The organism is Blastocatellia bacterium, from assembly GCA_016713405.1.
Taxonomy (GTDB): Bacteria; Acidobacteriota; Blastocatellia; order Chloracidobacteriales; family JADJPF01; genus JADJPF01.
Map to the genome: position 1 here is coordinate 22,663 of JADJPF010000024.1, position 18,660 is coordinate 41,322.

The window sequence follows — 18,660 nt, forward strand, 5'->3', positions numbered from 1 at the left end:
TGATTTACTAAAAAATTTACATAAAAAAGCTATTGAAGTAAGCTCATTAGAAATATTTCAAAAGAGCTTACTATAAGTAAAAATAGTTAAAGAGTTAATTATTTTCAAATGAAACAGCTACTACAAACAATAAAAAAAGCTGTTATTAGAACAGATTCTGCCGTTGAACAAAAGATTTTGACGCATGAGGAAGTTTTTGTTGCTCATTATGATCAATTACTTAATTGGGCTTCTTATCTTTGTCAAAATAATAAAACTTTAGCAGAAGATTTAGTGCAAAATGCTTATATTCAATTTGTTAGCCGCAAACCTCCATTAAATGAGATAGAAAACGTTTTTGCTTATTTATGTCGGTTGACTAGTAACCTCTATAAAAATCAATTAATAAGAACTATGGCAAAAAAAAGAGGAGGAGATCTTCAATCCGTTTCTCTACCTCTTATTGAGGAATTAGTTAGCATTGAAACCGAATCTAATGAGCAGGCCCAAGAGCTATTAATTGAAATTACACACTTTGCTGTTAGCGGGCGTAAGAGTTCTAAAACCGCAGATGTGTTGATTCTAAGATTTCTACTCGGCTATTATCCTAAAGAGATTTCGCAAATTTTTATGAGTAGTATCTTTGCTGTTAATAATCTGATTATGAGAGGACGACAGGAACTAAAAGAGTTTCTTAAGCAAAGAACTAATAGGTAATATGACTATAGTTAAAAGCTTATTTATTTTATTCTTGTTACTGTTGCTGCATTACCCTACTGTTTTTGCACAAAATAGCAAACCAAACAAAATAGTAACTCAACAAATAACTTACCAAGAACTTATAGAGAAAGCTAAAAAAGAATTAAAAGAAAACCAAATAAAACAAGCTAGTAAAACTATAAAACAAGCTTTAACTTTAGCTAAAAAAAATACTATTGAATATGCCGATGTAATGGTTATTAAAGCTACTATAGAACAAGCTAACAAAGAGCATTTACAGCCAATTAGAAGTATAAATATAGCGCTTAGCATTTATCGTAATTTGTCAGATAATAAAAAAATTATTTCTACATTATTTGAATTATCAAAAATATATAGAGAACAAAAAGATTATGAAAAAGTAGTAAATATTTGCCAACAAATTATAGAAATTCAAAAAGCAGAAGGCGATTTAGAAGCAGTTATAGAAACTAATTTTCGTTTAGCCATTGTTTATACAGAAGCTAATGATTATGAAAAAGCTTTTGCTCAATATCAGCAAATCATTGATAATTCAACCAATAAAACTTCAATAATTGGACGTGCTAAACGTGCTATTGGAAGTTTATATAGCCGACGTGGAGAGTATGATCTAGCTTTATCAGTCTATTATGAGGCTTTAGCACAATATCAAACCACTTTAGATAAATTTAATGTTGGACTAGTACAAAATAATATAGGAAATGTATTTACTACTATAGGAGACTATAGGCAAGCACAAAGCTATTATGAGCAGGCATTAGATAATTTTGAGCAAGCAAAACAAAAAAGCTGGGTAGGTGCAGCACTACAAAACCTAGGTTCTATTGCTTATTATCAAGCAGATTATAGACAAGCTGTTTTATATAGCGAGCGAGCATTAAAAATTTTTACAGAAGCTAACGATGAAAGAAAATTACTTATAACTTATAGTAATCTAAGTCTTTATTACTCGTCACAAGGAGATTACCAACAAGCTTTTGATTACTATAAAAAGGCAGAAACGCTTGCAGAAAAACTAGATGATAAACGAGCCTTAGCCAATGCTATAGCTAGATTAGGGGCAATTTATTTAGCACAACAAGAATTTTCCTTAGCCTTGGAGTCCTTAAAACGAGCCTTAGCACTTCAACAAAGCATTAATGATCGAGGAGAAACTCGCGTTTTATCTGTACAAATTGGACAATGTTTAATTGAGCTTAAAGATTATCAAAATGCTTTAGAATGGGCTAGTAAGGCTCTTTTAGAAGCTCGAAAAAGTGGAGAAAAGCTAGATATTGCTCTAGCACTTACTACTAAGGCACGAGCTTTAAGAGAGCTAAAAAAACAACCCCTAGCCTTAACTTCAATTGAAGAAGCTTTAACACTAGCAACAACCTTTGAAGCACCTGCATTAGAATGGCAAATGCTCTATCTAAAAGCTTTACTGATGCGTGATGAAGACAAGTTAAATGAAGCTATAGATTATTTACAACAAGCTGTAGATAAACTACAAGACATTCGCACCCGTCTTTCAGGCGGAGAAGAGGCTGAGAATTTATTCTTAAATGGTAAGCAACAAATTTATCGAGATTTAGTAGAGTTGCTTATAAAAGCAAATCAAAAAGAAAAGGCTATTGAATATATTGAACGTGCTAAACAAAGAGATTTAAGTGCGTTACAGCAAAGAACAGCTAATTTATTTACTAGTGAAACAGAAGCCTTAGCTTATCAACAGTTGAGAAAATATTTAGCAAGGATACAAGCTCTTGAACAACAACTCTTAAATGCTAGGGAAAAAAGAGAAAGAGCTAAATTGCAGCAACAATTGACAGATTTAACAACAGAGCAGCAAAAATTTACTGATGGTGTATTGCGTAATAATCCTAGAACAGCAGAGCTATTAGGCTTAAAGGCTGTTAGTTTTGCTTCTATTCAAACTTCTATTCCAAAAGATAGCATTGTTTTAGAAACTTTTTCTCTTTCAGATAAGCTTTTAATAACAGTTTTTAATAATAAAAAATTAGAAGTAAAAATTCTTCCTATAAATGATGCTCAACTTCAACGGCCTATTCAGCTTTTGTTAGCTAGTTTAAGCAATAAACGAGAAAGCTCATTAACAGAAATAAAAAATTTAGTCAAGAGCTTTATCAATTGCTAATTGAACCTTTTGAAAGTGATATTTTATCAGCTAAAGAGCTAATTGTAATTGTTAATGACAAACTGCAATATTTACCTTTTCAAGCCCTTTGGAACGGAAAACAATACTTAATCGAACAAATACCTGTGAGTTACCTAGCTACTACCGCATCATTAATATACTACAATGAAATAAAAGGAAGTTTAGAAAAAGGGCAAATTTTAGGTTATGGAAATCCATTTCCCGAAGATAATAACTTAAAACTTCCACAAGCAGAGTTAGAAGCTATAGGGTTAAAAGAGATTTTTGGAGAGCGTGCTTTAGTGCGAGTTGGCAAAGATGCAAGTAAACAAAAACTTTTAGCCGAACTTAATAAAGCTACTTACCTACATTTAGCTACTCACGCACATTTAGAGCCTAAAGATCCAAAACGCTCTTTTATTATGTTAGCTGGTAGTAGCGAGCAAGAACAAAGGCTTTATTATGATGAAATTGCAGCTTTAGCGAGCAAATTAAATGGAATGGAGCTAATTACTTTATCTGCTTGTGAAACTGCACTGGGCAAAGATGGAATAGAATTATTTGGTATTTCTGAACAGTTCCGCCGTGCTGGAGTAAAGTCTGTAATTGCTAGTTTATGGAAAGTAAATGATAAATCTACTAAAGAGTTAATCACCGCTTTTTATCAACATCTTAATTCTGGACAAACAAAAAATCAGGCTTTACGCTCTGCACAACTTCAGCTTATCCGTGACTCACAAAACAGCTATTCAAACCCATATTATTGGGCCCCATTTATTTTAATTGGAAAATTTAGCTGATTACTTTACAGACTTGCTGGTTAAAGTAATCAGCATTGAAAATGTGGAACAGAGTAGTTTAAAAAGGACTGAAAATAATTGGTACTAAGCTACGCTCAAAGATAGAAAATTTTCTTTTTAATGTGTTAGCTCTATTTTTTAATATTTTGAGCGCAGGTTATTACCAATACACCAATAAGACAAAATTTTTTGAGGCTATATAACAATAAGATAAAAATTTTTAGCAGAAAAATTTTTATGAGTGAAAAGTAAAAGGTACACTAATGTTTATTTTAGTGTACCTTTTGTTAGTTTAATTTCTAGGTTTAGAAAAACTAAAATTAACTATTTCAATCTATTTTTTGCCCAAGCTGTTGCTAATTTATCGGCTAAGGATGTTGTATCTGCTTTTTCTACTGGTTTTTCAACAGGCTTTACGGGCTTTTGGCTTTCTTTTTGAGCCTCCCTTTGGTTTCTATCAAACTTTCTTGGCTCACCCTTTTGTTCAAATTTTGGCTTAGCTTCAAATCTAGGGTTTTGTGATGAACGGGCAGCTTTTTCCATAGATTTAACTTCTCTTGGTTCTCTAGCTTCTCTAATTTCTTTAACTTCTTTAACTGGAGCAGGTTGAGCTTCTTTAATACTTAAGCTAATTCTACGGCGAGCCATATCAACTTCTAAAACTTTAACTTTAACTTTATCGCCTACTTTAATTGCTTCTGTTGCTGATTTAATATAACGATGACTTAAATGGGAAATATGAACTAGGCCGTCTTGGTGTACGCCAATATCTACAAATGCTCCAAAATTGGTTACATTTGTTACTACACCTTCTAAAATCATATCTACTTCTAAATCATCTAATGAATTTACACCTTCAGTAAATGTAATTGCAGCAAATTCGCTACGAGGATCACGGCCAGGTTTATCAAGTTCTGACATTATATCTCTTAATGTTGGTAGTCCTGCTTGCTCGGAAATAAACTCATCTAAATGAATCTTTTTAAGTAATTCTTGATTACCGATTAAATCGTTTACTTTGACACTTAGCTTTTCAGCCATTTTTTCTACTACATTATAAGTTTCTGGATGTACCGCGGTATTATCTAAAGCATTAACACCATCTCGAATGCGTAGAAATCCGGCTGCTTGCTCATAGGTTTTAGGGCCAACTTTTGTTACTGCTAGTAGTTGCTCACGATTATTAAATTTTCCATGTTTATTACGATATTGAACAATTTCTTTAGCAACAGCAGGGCCAATGCCAGAAACATATTTTAATAAAGTTTCTGATGCTGTATTAAGGTCAACTCCAACATAATTAACACAGGATTCAACAACTTGATCGAGAGATTTTTTTAATGCTGATTGGTCAACATCGTGTTGATATTGTCCAACACCAATAGATTTAGCATCTATTTTTACAAGTTCTGATAATGGATCTTGAAAGCGTCGGGCAATGCTAACAGCACTTCTTACAGTTAAATCTAATTCTGGAAACTCTGTTCTAGCAATTTCTGAAGCAGAATAAATACTTGCACCTGATTCATTAACTAATAATGCACTTATTCCAATTGTGGTGGCAATTTCTTGAGCTAACTGCATACTTTCTCGGCTAGCTGTACCATTACCAACAGCCAAGGCACTAACTTGATGTTGTTGGCATAATTCTAGTATTAAGTTTTTAGCTTCTTCATACTGATTTTGTGGCTGATGTGGATAAACAGTTTTATAGTCTAATAACTTACCTGTTTCATCAATTACTGCTAGTTTGCAACCAGTACGATAGCCAGGGTCAATACCTAATACTCGACGTTCCCCAGCAGGAGGTGAAAGCAGGACTTGACGAAGGTTTTGAGCAAAAACAGCAATAGCTTCTGCTTCAGCACGTCGTTTTAATTCAAGTCTTATTTCTGTACTTAAAGAAGGTAGTAACAATCTATCTAAAGCATCAATTAAACAAGCTCTAAGAAATTCTGCTACTTCTCCGCTACGATGAACTAGGAAATGTTCATCTAGCATTGATACCATTGGATCCGATCACCTTCAATTGTATATTTTAGTATTGATTCTTCTTCACCACGTCGGACAGCTAAATAACGATGTGAAGGGATTTTTGCAACTGCTTCACGAAAATCATAATACATTTCATATTTTGTAGGATCTGTTGTTTTAGTTGCTTTACTTACAACAACTTCCCCGCTAGTAGCTAAATGATTACGTAGTCCAGTACGAATTGCTACAGTTTCGCTAATCCATTCAGCAATAATATAACTAGCACCTTCTAATGCTTCGTCGGCAGTATTTACCCCTAATTCTGAGTTAACAAATTTTTCTGCTAAAGTAGCTAAAGAGCTTTCCAAAGGTTTTCCTTGAGTGGCAAAAATCTCTGTTGCTAAAGGTTCTAAACCCTTTTCACGGGCTGTTGCAGCTTTGGTTTTGCGTTTTGGTTTATAGGGTAAATAAAGATCTTCTAGTAAATGTTTGTCATGGCAGGCGGCTAATTGTCCTTCTAATTCTGGGGTTAACTTGCCCTGCTTTTGAATTGTTTCCAGAATTGTTTGTTTACGGGTTTCTAATTCGCACAATTCTTCAAAACGTTCTTTTAAGTTGCCAACAACAACTTCATCCATTCCCCCAGTCATTTCCTTACGATATCTGGCGATAAAAGGAACTGTTGCACCTTCTTCTAATAATCCAACTAAATGATGGATTTGACGTGGAGAATAATTATCTTTTTGTTCTTCTAGCAAATGTGCTAAAGCAAGTAAATGAAATTGTTGTTGTTCGTTTGGAGTAGAAATTTCTTCTGTCATCTAAAAATCCTTAAGTAAATACTTTATTTTATAAAACATTAAAAGAGACTGCGGTTTCTAAAACAGCACCGGAATCTAAATGAAAAACACTTTCTCCTGTATTTAAGCTGTTATTTAGCCCCATCCAAGGTTCTACACAAATAAAAGGTTTATCCTTCAAAGCCCAAATTACAATGTGTTTATAAGGCTCTTGGAAGGTAATTTCTATGGTTTGGTCTTGTCCAAAATTACTAAATACTACTTTGTTTCCTCTCACATTATGAAATGCTCCATTAGTTTCTGTCCCGGCATCAAAATTTATGATTTTTTCTACTGGAAAAGTCTTTTTTGTTAGAAAATCATCATATTCATCTGCATCAACTTCTAAATTGACAGCTTGTTTTTTTGGTGCAACAAAGTAAGGATGAAAACCTGCGTAAAATGGCATAGTAGTTTTAGAAAGATTTTCATATCTTTGTAATATGGTTAATCCTTTTGGTGTAAGTTTATAGGTAAATTTTACAGAGAAATCAAACGGATATTGCAGGCGAGTAGTATCATTACTAATTAGTTCTAAGCAAATACTAGCACTTTCTGAAGTCTCATTTTCTTCTATAACTTGCCAAGCTAGATTTCGAGCAAAGCCATGTTGTTTCATAGCATAGGTATTGCCATCAATCTGACAAGTGCCACCTGAAAGAGGGCCACAAATAGGGAAAAGTACAGGATTTCCACCACGAACATTTTTACTAGTATCATTTAGGCTATCTTGGTCTAAATAAAAAATAGCTTTGCCAGCAATTTCAAAACGAGAAATTATTGCGCCTCTCTCAGGCACTACAGATAATAAGTTACCTGCATCATCGGCTAATGTATGAATTTGAAAATGGTCAAAATGTTTTTGATGGCTAAACATTAATTTTCCCTCACTATTTAATCTTCATAGGTTTTTGCTATTGGTAAACGCATAGTGACATTTTGTTTCTCGTTACTTCTAGCAACAGAAGAACGCTCTTGTTCAAAACTGATTTCTGCTAAAGCATTAGGATCTATTTGATCTACAATCTGGAACCTTACTTGAGCAAGCCCTAAACTAATTAAGTCATTATGTTGTAATCTAACTAAAATGCCTGATTTGACATCTATAGGAACTTTTTTCCCATCCTCTAAACGTTCCACCCTAGTTAAGTTAGAGCTACCACTATCTTCAATATAAAAGCTTCCATCTGAATGATAAGTAATTCTTGCATGTTGACGTGAAACACTATTACAAATAGCTTCTGGATCATCGTTTTGAGCAAAAACAAAATCGTTACGTCTGATAAATCTGCCAGTTTTATCATCAATAACTACTCGTAACCTACCAATATGAGTAATTTCACGAATCATTAAATAATTATTTCGGTAAACCTCAGCATTTAAGGCAGTGAGACGAGCAAGAACAGGCATTTTAGCACGTCTTATATGTATAGCAATAATACGACGTTGTTCTTGGTCAACTACAACATCTGCTAGGGCTAAGGTATCCTCTACTTTAGGCCATGTTAAAGTTATTGCACATCTGTTACTACCAGAAATTAAAGCAGGATGATTACGTTTTACTAGTTCTACTTCAGAGCGAATAGGCATTAAACAATCTAATCCAGCAGCTTTAGCTGTGTACATTAATAGCTTGATAAAATCGGGGGAGCAAAAGACGACTTCCATCGGTTCTACTTTTTCTGGTTTATCTTCTAAAACATGTACCATTAAAATATGTGGTAAATACTTGTTATCTGCCCAACGAAATTGTTGTAAACGAAGTTGTTCAGCCAATTGTGTTGTAACTTCTTTAGTATCAATATCATCTATTGTTAATTTTGATTGAATTGCAACTGCCATTTGCAAATATTCTTCAAGCTTTTTGAGGTTTTCATCAAAAGATTGCATAAATTTTTCTTTCTCTGTAAGTATAATTATTTAATTAGATTAATTGTGCTAATCTACTGCAATAGTATTAACAGATGCTATTTGTTGAATGTTTATAACAATTAAAAAGATAACGCTATCTAATACCATAAACGGCTAATGGCTTCAACCCTAGTTATGAGTTTATAGAAAGAAAATTTCTATTTGCTAGATTTGCTAGGCAAACTACCTAGTTTTATCAATTTTAGGAAGGTGTGAAACTATTTAGATTTTTTGAAACTAGTTAATCGAACCTTTACTAATTTGGATACAGCTTCCTGAGATTGTGCTGTAGTTAAAATTTGATTATAGCGTTGTTGTAAAAATGGTTGACTAGAACGTATTTCTCCTGTAGGCATAATTGATAAACAATCGGCTTCAAGTTCTGCTTGATATAAAATATTATGACTAGCTTTGCCACTAATCCAATGACTTTTTAAGATCTTCTCTAACGCAGATATGTTATTTAATGTAGGTTGCAGAAGCATTCTTAACATTGCATCAAAACACTCCTGTTCATGACGTTTACGCTTTTTCATTAAGTAAATATAATAAATTATTAAAAGAGCAACAGCAACAACTGCCAATATAATAGGAATCCAGAAATCCATTCTTATCCTCATCCGTGAATATTAAATTTTTTTTGGGAACATCAATTGATTTGTATTTGCTATTGTAGCATTCAAATAGGGGTTCTTGGCTATCAGTAATATGCTTGATTGAATATATAACTACAGAGAACATACTATAGCAAAAGTTTTTCTCTAAAAAAATACTTTAATCTTTGTAAAGATTTAATTCGTAGCTACGGTTTTACCTACTTTTTTTTGTCATCTAACTATATATGATTTAACAACAAGGAGGCCATTTTTATGGTGTGGTTAGTTTTATTTTTAATCATCAACCTAATTTTTGCTTTTGTTGGTTGGTTTAAGTACTTTCAAGAACGTAAAAAATATCTAATGGCCCAAACAATTATTAATGACCTGCAAAATTTATCTTTAGACTGGCAAAATAAAACTGCTATTTGGAAAGAATCAGCACAGGTTTGGAAAGAAGCCTCTGAAACTTGGCAAGAAACAGCAGAAACCTATCAACGTTCGGCTGATAAATGGCGAGATCTTTATTTACAAACAGAAGAAACTTATGATGGAGAAGAATATATTAATTAAAGATTTAATTTTTAATTAAACCCTTGAACCATTCTTTTTTTATTGTGTTTAACACTCTCACAGTCTATAAATCTATTAAACCAATCTATAAAATCTTTGTTGCTGGAGGCAGTAAAATATCTAAGACATTTTACTGTATAAATTTATGACACGTTTATTAGTAATTTTGGTTTTAAGTTTATTTCCAAGTTTAGCTCTAGCACAAAACTTAGCACAAGCTCTTACTACATTACCAAAACCTGTAGAAAAAGCATCTGATTCCACACCTGTAGAAGTAGAAAGTGATACTACTTTGGTTTCTGTAGAAGTAGTTGATTGGCGTAGTGCTAATTTATTTAAGAATCTTAAAGTAACAAAAACTCCAGAAACTATGGTAGAACGTGCTTCCCGCCTCTATCAAGAATCCTTATTTCAACGCCAACGCTTTAATGAAACTGGACAAGCCATAGAAATGGAAAGCGACCGCCTTTATTATCGTCGGGATATGCTCTCTTATACTAAAGGAATCATTCTTTATCGCTTTTTTAATGGCCGTATGGATCTAGGTATTTACCGGCGTAACTTTGCTCCTGCCAACACTTCATTCACTGGTAAAATGCAACAAGATTTTGGACAAGGAGACTCTAATGCGGTACTGTTTCGTAATGGCTCACGGATATTTTTTAGTTTAAGAGTAAAATTACCTTAGATCTTTTGTAGGAATTTAAGCTGGATGACTCATTTCCATTTCTGCCTTATTAGTTAATTCTTCAACAAAACGTCTGATTTGTGGGATTATTAGGATAGATAAAGGGAAGGATATTAACCAACCAATTAAAAAAGATTTTCCCCAAAAGAAAAGAAAATCATTTGTCAAACCTCGATTAATAATTGTCATTGCTCCAGACATCAAAATTGTCATAACAGCAGAACTTAATAAAGCAAAAACCACTTGTGAATATTTACTACTAATCTTCATAATTCTTTACCTCAGCTTTCACAATCGCTATTTTGTTTAACTTTTACAACTAATTTGTTGTTTAACAAAATTTAATATGATACGCTACGTTTCGATTTGTAAAATAGTTCAATAAAGGTCATAATGTCAAGGGAAAGAACCAAAAAAGATCCTAAAAATTTTGTTGATGAAAACCTCTCATCAAAATCCGCAGGGCGAAGACGTTGTATTATTGCACATCAAAATATTCTTAATGCGGCTAATGAACTACTAATAGAAGTAGGGTTTAGTAATGTAACAATTGAAGGAATTGCTCAGCGTGCTGGAGTAGGTAAAACAACTATTTATAGACGTTGGCCTAATAAAGCTAGTGTAGTGATGGATGCTTTTTTAGCTGAAACAGCACCTCAATTTCCTTTTCCCGATACAGGTTCACCTTTAGAAGATTTTCGACAGCAAATAAAATTAGTAGTAAAAGTGTTAAATGGTCAAGGTGGGCGCACAATTGCTACATTATTAGGTGGTTGTCAGACGGACAAGGAACTAGCTGAAGCTTTTCGTAGTAGGTTCTTGGCCGTCCGACGTTTAGAATCAAAAAATGTCCTAAAAAAAGCAATGGAGCAAGGCAAAATATCTAGTAATATTGATGTTGATCTATTACTAGATGTTCTTTACGCACCACTTTATTTTCGCCTATTAATAGGACACGCACCATTAACAGACAATATGGTTGATGATTTAATTAATCTAGTAATGGCACATCTAATAACAGAAAAAACAAATTAAAATTTAATAACAATTTTGCCAAAGTGACCGCCCTGGCTCATCAATTCAAAAGCTTCTTTAGTTTGTTCAAAAGAGAAAACCTTATCTACAACAGGTCTCATTTTATGCAAACTAATAGCTTGATTCATTTCTTCAAAAGTTTCTCGGCTACCAACAATTATTCCTTGAATTCTAAGATTTTGCATTAGAATTGGCACTAAACTAATTTGTGGAGTTGCGCCGCTTAATATTCCAATAACGCTAACTTGACCGTCAAAACGTACTGAACGCAAAGCTTTTTCAAAAGTATTTGCTCCACCAACCTCAACAACATGATCTGCCCCATTACCATTAGTTAATTCTCTTACTTGTTTATCCCAATTAGGGGTAGATACATAATTAATAGTTTCATCAGCACCAAGGCTACGAGCGCGAGAAAGTTTTTCATCACTGCTAGAAGTGATAATAACTCTTGCACCTGCCATTTTTGCAAATTGTAGAGCAAAAATAGAAACTCCTCCTGTACCTTGTAATAAGATTGTATCACCAGCTTTTAGTTGACCATGTGAAATTATTGCATTCCAAGCTGTTACTCCAGCACAAGCTAAACAGGCTGCTTCCTCATCAGTTAAATGCGCAGGCAAAGTAACTACACCTTCTTCACTAAGTGCCATATATTCTGTTAGTGTTCCATCAAATGGGCCACCTAAAGTTGAATTTAATTTAGCTTTGGTTGGAGGGCCGGCTAACCATTTTTGAGCAAAAATAGTTGATACTCGATCTCCTACTTTTACTCTAGTAACATTTTTACCTATTGCTACTACTTCTCCAACACCATCTGATAATGGAATAAGGGGAAGACGTTGTTTAGGGTTATAGGTTCCAGTTACAGTCATTAGATCACGAAAATTTAATGAAACTGTTCGCATTTTTATAAGTATTTGGTGATTAGTAATCTCTGGTTCTGGACGTTCAGTTTGGGTAAGTGAATCTAAGCCAAATTGGTTTTGAATCTCAAAAACTTTCATTCTTTTAATCCTTAGTATTTAGTAATTAGAGTTTGAAAATGAGCTTACATCCTACAATTAACTTTGATAATTGTGCTAGTAGCCTTAGCACAATGAAATAATAAGTAAAAGGAACTAAAAATTTTTGTTGAAAATTTTTGGCTTGATAGACAAAGATACTAAAAAATATCTATAATGGGTGACTTTAGAAAAACAAATAAAAACCTCCCTCAAATAGGCTGTATAGGCTAGATTATGGGCTAAAACAATGATCAATCCAAAAATAAAAAAAGATAAGCTTCTAGAACAACTTATAGAGACAGAAAAATTGCTAGAAGAAACTAAAGATCAAGTGGCTAATCTGCAAAGTATTAGCCAACATCAAATGCAATCAGAAAAAAAGTTTTTTGCTCTTATGGAATCTGCTCCAGATGCAATTGTAATTGTTGATGCAAAAGGACTAATAAGCATTATTAATTCACAAACAGAAAAACTTTTTGGTTACTCTCGTATTGAGCTAATAGATAAACCATTAGAAATTTTAGTGCCGCATAGATACCATAATCACCATCATCATCACCGTAAAAATTATTTCCAAGATCCTCATACTCGCCCAATGGGAAGTGGACTAGATCTTTATGCACGTCGTAAAGATGGAACAGAATTTCCTGTAGAAATTAGTTTAAGCCCTCTACAAACCGAAGAAGGTCTTTTAGTAACTAGTATTATTCGGGATGTAACAGAGCGTAAACGTTCAGCAGAAGCTCTTAAACGCGCTCACGATGAATTAGAAAAAAGAGTTGAAGAAAGAACCAAAGAGCTTTCCCAAGTTAATCAAAACTTGAAATTACAGTTTGAGGAACTAAAACGTGCTGAACAACAAATTCGTGAACAAGCTGCTTTATTAGATAAAACCCAAGATGCAATTATTGTTGAAGATATGGAAGGAAAAATAATATTTTGGAATAAAAGTGCGGAAAGTATTTATGGTTGGACAAGTAGCGAAGCAATTGGACAAAAAACTCAAAAACTTTTATTTGAAAAAAGCTATCCACAACTTCAAGAAGCACTTCAAGCAGTTCTTGATAAAAAAGAATGGCGTGGAGAAATGCAAAACTCCACTAAGTTAGCTAAAGAAATTGCTGTAGAAAGCCGTTGGACACTTGTATTAAATAATCAAGGTGAGCCTCAAGCTAAATTAATAGTTAATACTGATATAACAGAAAAGAAAAAGCTTGCTGCTCAATTTTTACGGGCCCAAAGAATGGAAAGCATAGGCACATTAGCTAGTGGAATAGCTCACGACTTAAACAATGCTTTAACACCTGTATTAATGGCAGTACAAATTTTAAGGGAACGTTTTAGCGATGAAGAAAGCTTATTTTACTTAATATCCTTACAGCAGGTGCAGAACGTGCAGCCGATATGGTTCGTCAAGTGGTTTCTTTTGCTCGTGGTGTAGAAGGCAATCGCGTAGTCCTACAGCCAAAACATTTTATTAATGAACTTAAGAAAATTTTAGATCAAACTTTCCCTAAATCTATTGAAATAAGCAGTTTTGTAGCCAAGGATTTATGGCCCGTTGTTGGAGATGCTACTCAACTTTATCAAGTATTGCTTAATCTTTGTGTAAATGCTCGTGATGCTATGGTTCAGGGTGGACAATTATCTATTAGAGCAGAAAATATTTTTCTTGATGAAAATTATGTAAAAATGTACTTAGATGGTAAACCTGGGCAATATGTGCTAATTACTGTTAGTGATACAGGAATAGGTATTGCTAAAGACACTATAGATAAAATTTTTGATCCTTTTTTTACTACTAAAGAAGTAGGAAAAGGCACAGGGCTTGGTCTTTCAACTGTTGCTGTAATTGTAAAAAGTCATGAAGGATTTATTGAGGTTTATAGCGAATTAGGACGAGGAACAAAATTTAAGGTCTTTCTTCCTTCTGCTCCTCAAGTTTCTACTCCACATACAGAAAGTAGAATTACTAGTTTAATGTTAGGAAAAGGTGAAACAGTTTTAGTTGTAGATGATGAGCTTTCCATCAGAGAAATTACTAGAGCAACACTAAATAAATATGGATACTCACCTATGGTTGCTGGCGATGGCACAGAAGCATTAGCTATTTATGCAAAACATTCTGAGGAAATTTCAGTAATAATTATAGATATGATGATGCCTTATTTAGATGGTATTGCTACTATTAGAGCATTACAGCGACTTAATCCATTAGTTAAAGTTATTGCTACTAGTGGCTTAAGTTCAGATGGTAAAGCAGGGGAAGCAATAGCTTGTGGTGCAAAAAGCTTTTTGCCCAAACCTTACACAGCAGAAAAATTATTAGAAATGCTAGCAGATGTTATTAATAAAAATTAGGTTTGTGATTTAAGGAGATATATTAGTGGAATATAGAGTAGTTACAGTTGCTGGAGGCTTAACCTCTGGTTTTGTTGATGCAATGGGAGAAAAAGCCAAGTTTAACCGTCCCAATGGCATTGCAATTAGCCGTCAAGGTTCAGTCTTTATTGCTGATTTTGGTAATAGTGCTATTCGTCGAGTTAGTGTTATTGGTGAAGTAACTACTATTGCTGGTGGTAAAGCAACAAAAACTTTTCAAGATGGTCTAGCTCCTCTAGCAGCATTTCTTAACCCTCGTGGGCTAGTTTTTGATAATGATGGAAATCTTTATATTGCTGATTTTGGAAATAATTTAATTAGACAAATTGATGGCAACCTAGAAGTTACTACCTTAGCTGGTTCAGGTGCAAAATCCCAATCAGATGGTGCAGGTCGTGCTGCCTCGTTTGTTGAAGTGCGCGATGTTGCTTATCACTCAGGATATATTTTTGCTGTAGATCGCTATCAAGTTAGACGTATTAGCCGTACAGGTAGCGTTGTAACCTGGGCCGGTGGCACTGAATCTGGCCTTTGGGATGGTGTTGGTGTCCAAGCAAGGTTTGGCACTCTTAGTGCTGTTGCTACCGATACTGTAGGCAATCTCTATGTAGTAGACGCTGATAATAGTGCTATAAGATATATTACTCAATTGCAAAAAGTTGGCACATTAGCTGGTGCTGATATTACTCCCGCAGATGGTAGTAACACATTTTTGCAACAACCTACATCAGTAGCACTAGATTCAATGGGTAATTGCTGGGTGACAGATGTTGGGGACTACACAGTCAAAAAAATTACTCCTCAAGGAGTAATTACCCAAGTAGCAGGTTGTTTAACTCCAGGTCATGAGGATGGGCCAGCACTACAAGCAAAATTTCAACATCCGGCGGGAATTGCTCTTAGCCCAGATGGACGTATCTATGTTACTGACCTTGCTACACATTGTTTACGCTGTTTGATTCCTATAACTAGTTAATTTTATATGAGGTTAATTAACTTATGACTTGGATTATGTATTTTTTAGGACAAGTTCCATTATTAGTTGTTTGGACAGTGGGAATTGCTTTAGCAATAAAAAACTGGGAACATTACCAAAAAGCATCCCTTTTAGCTTTACTTGGTTTTACTACTCTAATTTTAGAAACAATAGTTTTTTCTGTTGTTAATATGGTTTTGCCCCAGTTTTTAAATAGCGTATCAGCCTCAGAAATAGGGCTTTATTATTCTGCTATAGGTGCAGTTAGAACTTTGTTTGAAGCAGCATCCTTTGGCTTACTTGTTGCAGCTATTTTTACTCAACGTTATAAAAAATAGTTGTTTATTAAAATTATCTTCTTTTTGCGGACTTGCTTTTAACTTAAATAGCTTGTCTAGAAGTTTTTTTATTTTCCTCTAAAATCTATCCAAAAAGTTAACAATAATTTTACAGTAGTAAATTGCAAAACTAGCTTAAGATAGAACCTAAGCTGGTTTCTATAAACCTTTTAGAAAGGAATAGTTATGTTTGGAAAAAAGAAAGAACGACAATTTGAAGAAATATTTCAAGAACATGTGGACACTTCTGCAAAATGTGCAGAAGAATTATTTCAGCTATTTAATAACTTCTCATTTGCTGCCCAGCATATTCAAAAAATAATTGAGCTAGAACATAATGCAGATAAACTTGTTGGAGAAACTTACCGCCGCCTTGATAATACTTTTATCTCTCGCTATGACAAACCCGACGTTGAACGGTTAATTGCAGACCTGGACAATACGATCGACTATATGAAAAAGGTCGCTATCGATATACAAACTTATCGTATTCCTGCTGCTAGAAAAGAAGCTCCAACATTTGCAAGTATAATTGTTGAAATGCTTAAGTATCTACAAGAGGCTATAAAACATCTACCTAACTTAAATATGGAAAAAATGCAAACCTATGTTATTCATATTAAAGAGTTAGAAGAAAAAGCAGATGCCCTAGTCAACCAAGCAATACAAAACCTTTTTGATGAAGAAAATGACTATAAAACTATTATTAAATGGAAAGATATTTTTGAGAAATTAGAAACAATTACCGACCACGCAGAACATGTTATTAACACCCTATCTTCAATCATTAGAAAAGAATCCTTATAAAATAGGTGATACACATGGACATATTACTTGTAATTGTTATCTTGTTAGTTCTTGCTTCTGAGTTTGTTAACGGTTGGACAGATGCCCCAAATGCTATTGCTACCGTAGTTGCAACTAGGGTAATTGCTCCGCGTAACGCTATTATTTTAGCTGTTGTATTAAATGTAATAGGAACTTTATCTGGTACTGCTGTAGCCGAAACCATAGGTAAAGGAATAGCAGACCCTTCAATAATCACACTTCCAACAATTGCAGCAGCATTACTTGGGATTGTTGTTTGGAGTACAATTGCAGGCCGTTTAGGATTACCAACTAGTGAATCACACGCGCTAGTAGCAGGTTTAACAGGTGCAGCACTAGCCACAGCCGGCCCCGAAGCAGTTTTATGGAGTGGCTGGCAAAAAGTTTTAATTGGGCTAGTTTTTTCCTCTTTCGTCGGGTTTTTCCTAGCTTTTGGTATTGGTAAATTAATTAAATACTTTTTTGCTGAAACCAATCCTATTAAATCCAAAAAACTCTTTGACCGCCTACAAATATTTTCCGCTGCTCTAATGGCTTTTAATCATGGTATGAATGATGGACAAAAGTTTATAGGTGTATTTGTTATGGCACTAGTTATTGCTGGTAAATTGCCTACTTTTATGGTTCCTAGCTGGGTTGTTATTTTATGTGCTTTAGTGATGGGGCTTGGAACATCTGTTGGAGGACTCAAAATCATTGGTATGTTAGGCGAAAAGATGGCTCGTATTGAATCCTGGCAAGGTTTTGGTGCAGAACTAGCAGCATCAACTGCAATTTTAGGAGCTTCGGTTTCTGGCATACCTCTTAGCACAACCCACACAATTACAACTTCAATTATGGGGGCTGCTGCTTCACGTCGAGTAACTTCAGTTAGATGGAATTACTCGACAGACATTATCTTAGCCTGGGTTTTAACTTTTCCAATTTGTGGCACAATTGCCTTTTTAGCTAGTTTGTTGGCTAAGGCTCTTTTGTAGGTTATAGTTTAGGTGTTTTAGGTTACTAATAATTTATTTTGCAATCTTTTAGACTAAGAGAAATTTTTTCATAAAAAGATGGGCCGTGATAAACATTGCTGTACTGTGTAAAACCAACACCAACAACAAATTGTTTATTTACAACCCCATTATTTGATCCCCAAGAAAGTAAGTATTGGTTGGTTGGACTAGTAATATTAGCCCCTGTTATATTACTAGGTAAAATAGTTTTTTCTTCTTTAACGTTCCAACACCAAGCAAGACAATTATCATTTTTTGTGCTTAATTCTTCGCTACGGCCAAAGTAAGAATTAAGTTTTAATGGTAATGAAAGCATTAAATATTCTTCTTCTAAAACTCCTAAATCAGTAAAATTAAAGTTATTATTTTTGGCTCTGCGAATAATCTTATCTGTTAATGTATCTGTAATTAAGTAGTATTTTTTGCCATCCAAAACAATTATTACTGATTTACCAGAGATATTACTATTAGAATTATTTACGTTACTAGTAATTACAGCAACTGAATCTAATGATAGATTGCTAAAATCATCATTTAACACAGCTACTTTAATATTTTCAAATTCATAGGTTTCTAATACTTCTAGTTTCCAAGTAATTGATTTTTCCTCTAAATTTTTAGAAACCAAATCATAATTAATCATTTCATCTAGGTTTTCATAGTTTGGTTGATTATCCCATTTAATTTTTCCTTCATAAAGCCAATAATTACCTTTTTCTAAAGGAAAAGTTGTAAGTATGGATGTTTGAGTATTATTTGAAAAACTTATTGTGGTTACAGTGATTAGTAATAAAACAGTGATTAGCAAATATAAATATTGTTTCATATATCTTCCTAAATAAATAATTGAATCTTGAA

Annotated in this window: 18 protein-coding genes and 1 pseudogene; 12 read left to right on the forward strand and 7 right to left on the reverse strand. The window is 33.8% G+C overall.

Annotation, left to right across the window (positions count from 1 at the left end; genetic code table 11):
* Positions 1 to 108: 108 nt before the first annotated feature.
* From IPK14_24240 to IPK14_24250, 3 genes are read left to right on the forward strand one after another with little or no spacing between them, the layout of a single operon-like run.
* Positions 109 to 696: an RNA polymerase sigma factor gene (locus IPK14_24240; protein ID MBK7996363.1), complete on the forward strand. Its 588-nt coding sequence runs from the start codon at positions 109 to 111 to the stop codon at positions 694 to 696.
* A 1-nt stretch (position 697) separates the two neighbouring features.
* Entirely contained in the window at positions 698 to 2,857 is a 2,160-nt protein-coding gene (locus IPK14_24245; protein MBK7996364.1) for a tetratricopeptide repeat protein, read from the forward strand.
* The gene (locus IPK14_24250) at positions 2,851 to 3,657 is read left to right on the forward strand and encodes a CHAT domain-containing protein (protein MBK7996365.1); all 807 of its coding nucleotides are present in this window, start codon (positions 2,851 to 2,853) and stop codon (positions 3,655 to 3,657) included. Before IPK14_24245 ends, IPK14_24250 begins: the two co-directional genes overlap by 7 nt.
* A gap of 324 nt (positions 3,658 to 3,981) precedes the next feature.
* Here IPK14_24250 and IPK14_24255 read toward each other — a convergent pair.
* The 4 genes and pseudogenes from IPK14_24255 to IPK14_24270 form a co-directional block, all read right to left on the reverse strand.
* Positions 3,982 to 6,452, reverse strand: a pseudogene (locus IPK14_24255) (RNA-binding transcriptional accessory protein).
* A gap of 28 nt (positions 6,453 to 6,480) precedes the next feature.
* A complete protein-coding gene (locus IPK14_24260) occupies positions 6,481 to 7,347 on the reverse strand; it encodes an aldose epimerase (GenBank protein MBK7996366.1) in 867 nt (288 codons plus the stop codon).
* Between the two features lie 17 nt (positions 7,348 to 7,364).
* Positions 7,365 to 8,360 (reverse strand): FHA domain-containing protein, encoded by a 996-nt coding sequence (locus tag IPK14_24265; protein ID MBK7996367.1) that lies wholly within the window; start codon positions 8,358 to 8,360, stop codon positions 7,365 to 7,367.
* 239 nt (positions 8,361 to 8,599) lie between these two features.
* The gene (locus IPK14_24270; GenBank protein ID MBK7996368.1) at positions 8,600 to 8,989 is read right to left on the reverse strand and encodes a hypothetical protein; all 390 of its coding nucleotides are present in this window, start codon (positions 8,987 to 8,989) and stop codon (positions 8,600 to 8,602) included.
* Positions 8,990 to 9,250: 261 nt separating this feature from the next.
* On the opposite strand from IPK14_24270, the gene IPK14_24275 reads away from it, so the two are divergent.
* Both IPK14_24275 and IPK14_24280 read left to right on the forward strand, forming a co-directional pair.
* Positions 9,251 to 9,550 carry a hypothetical protein gene (locus tag IPK14_24275; GenBank protein MBK7996369.1) on the forward strand — a complete coding sequence of 100 codons (300 nt, stop codon included), beginning with the start codon at positions 9,251 to 9,253 and terminating at the stop codon, positions 9,548 to 9,550.
* Between the two features lie 145 nt (positions 9,551 to 9,695).
* On the forward strand, positions 9,696 to 10,238 hold the full coding sequence (locus IPK14_24280; GenBank protein MBK7996370.1) for a hypothetical protein: 543 nt from the start codon (positions 9,696 to 9,698) through the stop codon (positions 10,236 to 10,238).
* Positions 10,239 to 10,253: 15 nt separating this feature from the next.
* On the opposite strand, the gene IPK14_24285 is transcribed toward IPK14_24280, so the two are convergent.
* Positions 10,254 to 10,508: a DUF2798 domain-containing protein gene (locus tag IPK14_24285; protein MBK7996371.1), complete on the reverse strand. Its 255-nt coding sequence runs from the start codon at positions 10,506 to 10,508 to the stop codon at positions 10,254 to 10,256.
* Between the two features lie 123 nt (positions 10,509 to 10,631).
* Between IPK14_24285 and IPK14_24290 the strand changes: the two genes are divergently transcribed.
* Positions 10,632 to 11,273, forward strand: a complete 642-nt coding sequence (locus IPK14_24290; GenBank protein MBK7996372.1) for a TetR/AcrR family transcriptional regulator — start codon at positions 10,632 to 10,634, stop codon at positions 11,271 to 11,273.
* Here IPK14_24290 and IPK14_24295 read toward each other — a convergent pair.
* Positions 11,270 to 12,280 carry an NAD(P)-dependent alcohol dehydrogenase gene (locus IPK14_24295; GenBank protein ID MBK7996373.1) on the reverse strand — a complete coding sequence of 337 codons (1,011 nt, stop codon included), beginning with the start codon at positions 12,278 to 12,280 and terminating at the stop codon, positions 11,270 to 11,272. The genes IPK14_24290 and IPK14_24295 overlap by 4 nt on opposite strands.
* 247 nt (positions 12,281 to 12,527) lie before the next feature.
* On the opposite strand from IPK14_24295, the gene IPK14_24300 reads away from it, so the two are divergent.
* The 6 genes from IPK14_24300 (at position 12,528) to IPK14_24325 (ending at position 17,781) form a co-directional block, all read left to right on the forward strand.
* Positions 12,528 to 13,721 carry a PAS domain S-box protein gene (locus tag IPK14_24300; GenBank protein ID MBK7996374.1) on the forward strand — a complete coding sequence of 398 codons (1,194 nt, stop codon included), beginning with the start codon at positions 12,528 to 12,530 and terminating at the stop codon, positions 13,719 to 13,721.
* Positions 13,685 to 14,641: a response regulator gene (locus tag IPK14_24305; GenBank protein ID MBK7996375.1), complete on the forward strand. Its 957-nt coding sequence runs from the start codon at positions 13,685 to 13,687 to the stop codon at positions 14,639 to 14,641. Before IPK14_24300 ends, IPK14_24305 begins: the two co-directional genes overlap by 37 nt.
* Positions 14,642 to 14,666: 25 nt before the next feature.
* Positions 14,667 to 15,638, forward strand: coding sequence for a hypothetical protein (locus IPK14_24310; GenBank protein MBK7996376.1), 972 nt, complete (start codon positions 14,667 to 14,669; stop codon positions 15,636 to 15,638).
* Between the two features lie 23 nt (positions 15,639 to 15,661).
* A complete protein-coding gene (locus IPK14_24315) occupies positions 15,662 to 15,976 on the forward strand; it encodes a hypothetical protein (protein MBK7996377.1) in 315 nt (104 codons plus the stop codon).
* A gap of 186 nt (positions 15,977 to 16,162) precedes the next feature.
* On the forward strand, positions 16,163 to 16,783 hold the full coding sequence (locus IPK14_24320; protein MBK7996378.1) for a DUF47 family protein: 621 nt from the start codon (positions 16,163 to 16,165) through the stop codon (positions 16,781 to 16,783).
* Positions 16,784 to 16,797: 14 nt separating this feature from the next.
* Entirely contained in the window at positions 16,798 to 17,781 is a 984-nt protein-coding gene (locus tag IPK14_24325) for an inorganic phosphate transporter (GenBank protein MBK7996379.1), read from the forward strand.
* 25 nt (positions 17,782 to 17,806) lie between these two features.
* Here the strand turns inward: IPK14_24325 and IPK14_24330 are convergent, their stop codons facing one another.
* Complete coding sequence (locus IPK14_24330) at positions 17,807 to 18,628, reverse strand: hypothetical protein (protein ID MBK7996380.1); 822 nt, start codon at positions 18,626 to 18,628, stop codon at positions 17,807 to 17,809.
* Positions 18,629 to 18,660: the final 32 nt, after the last annotated feature.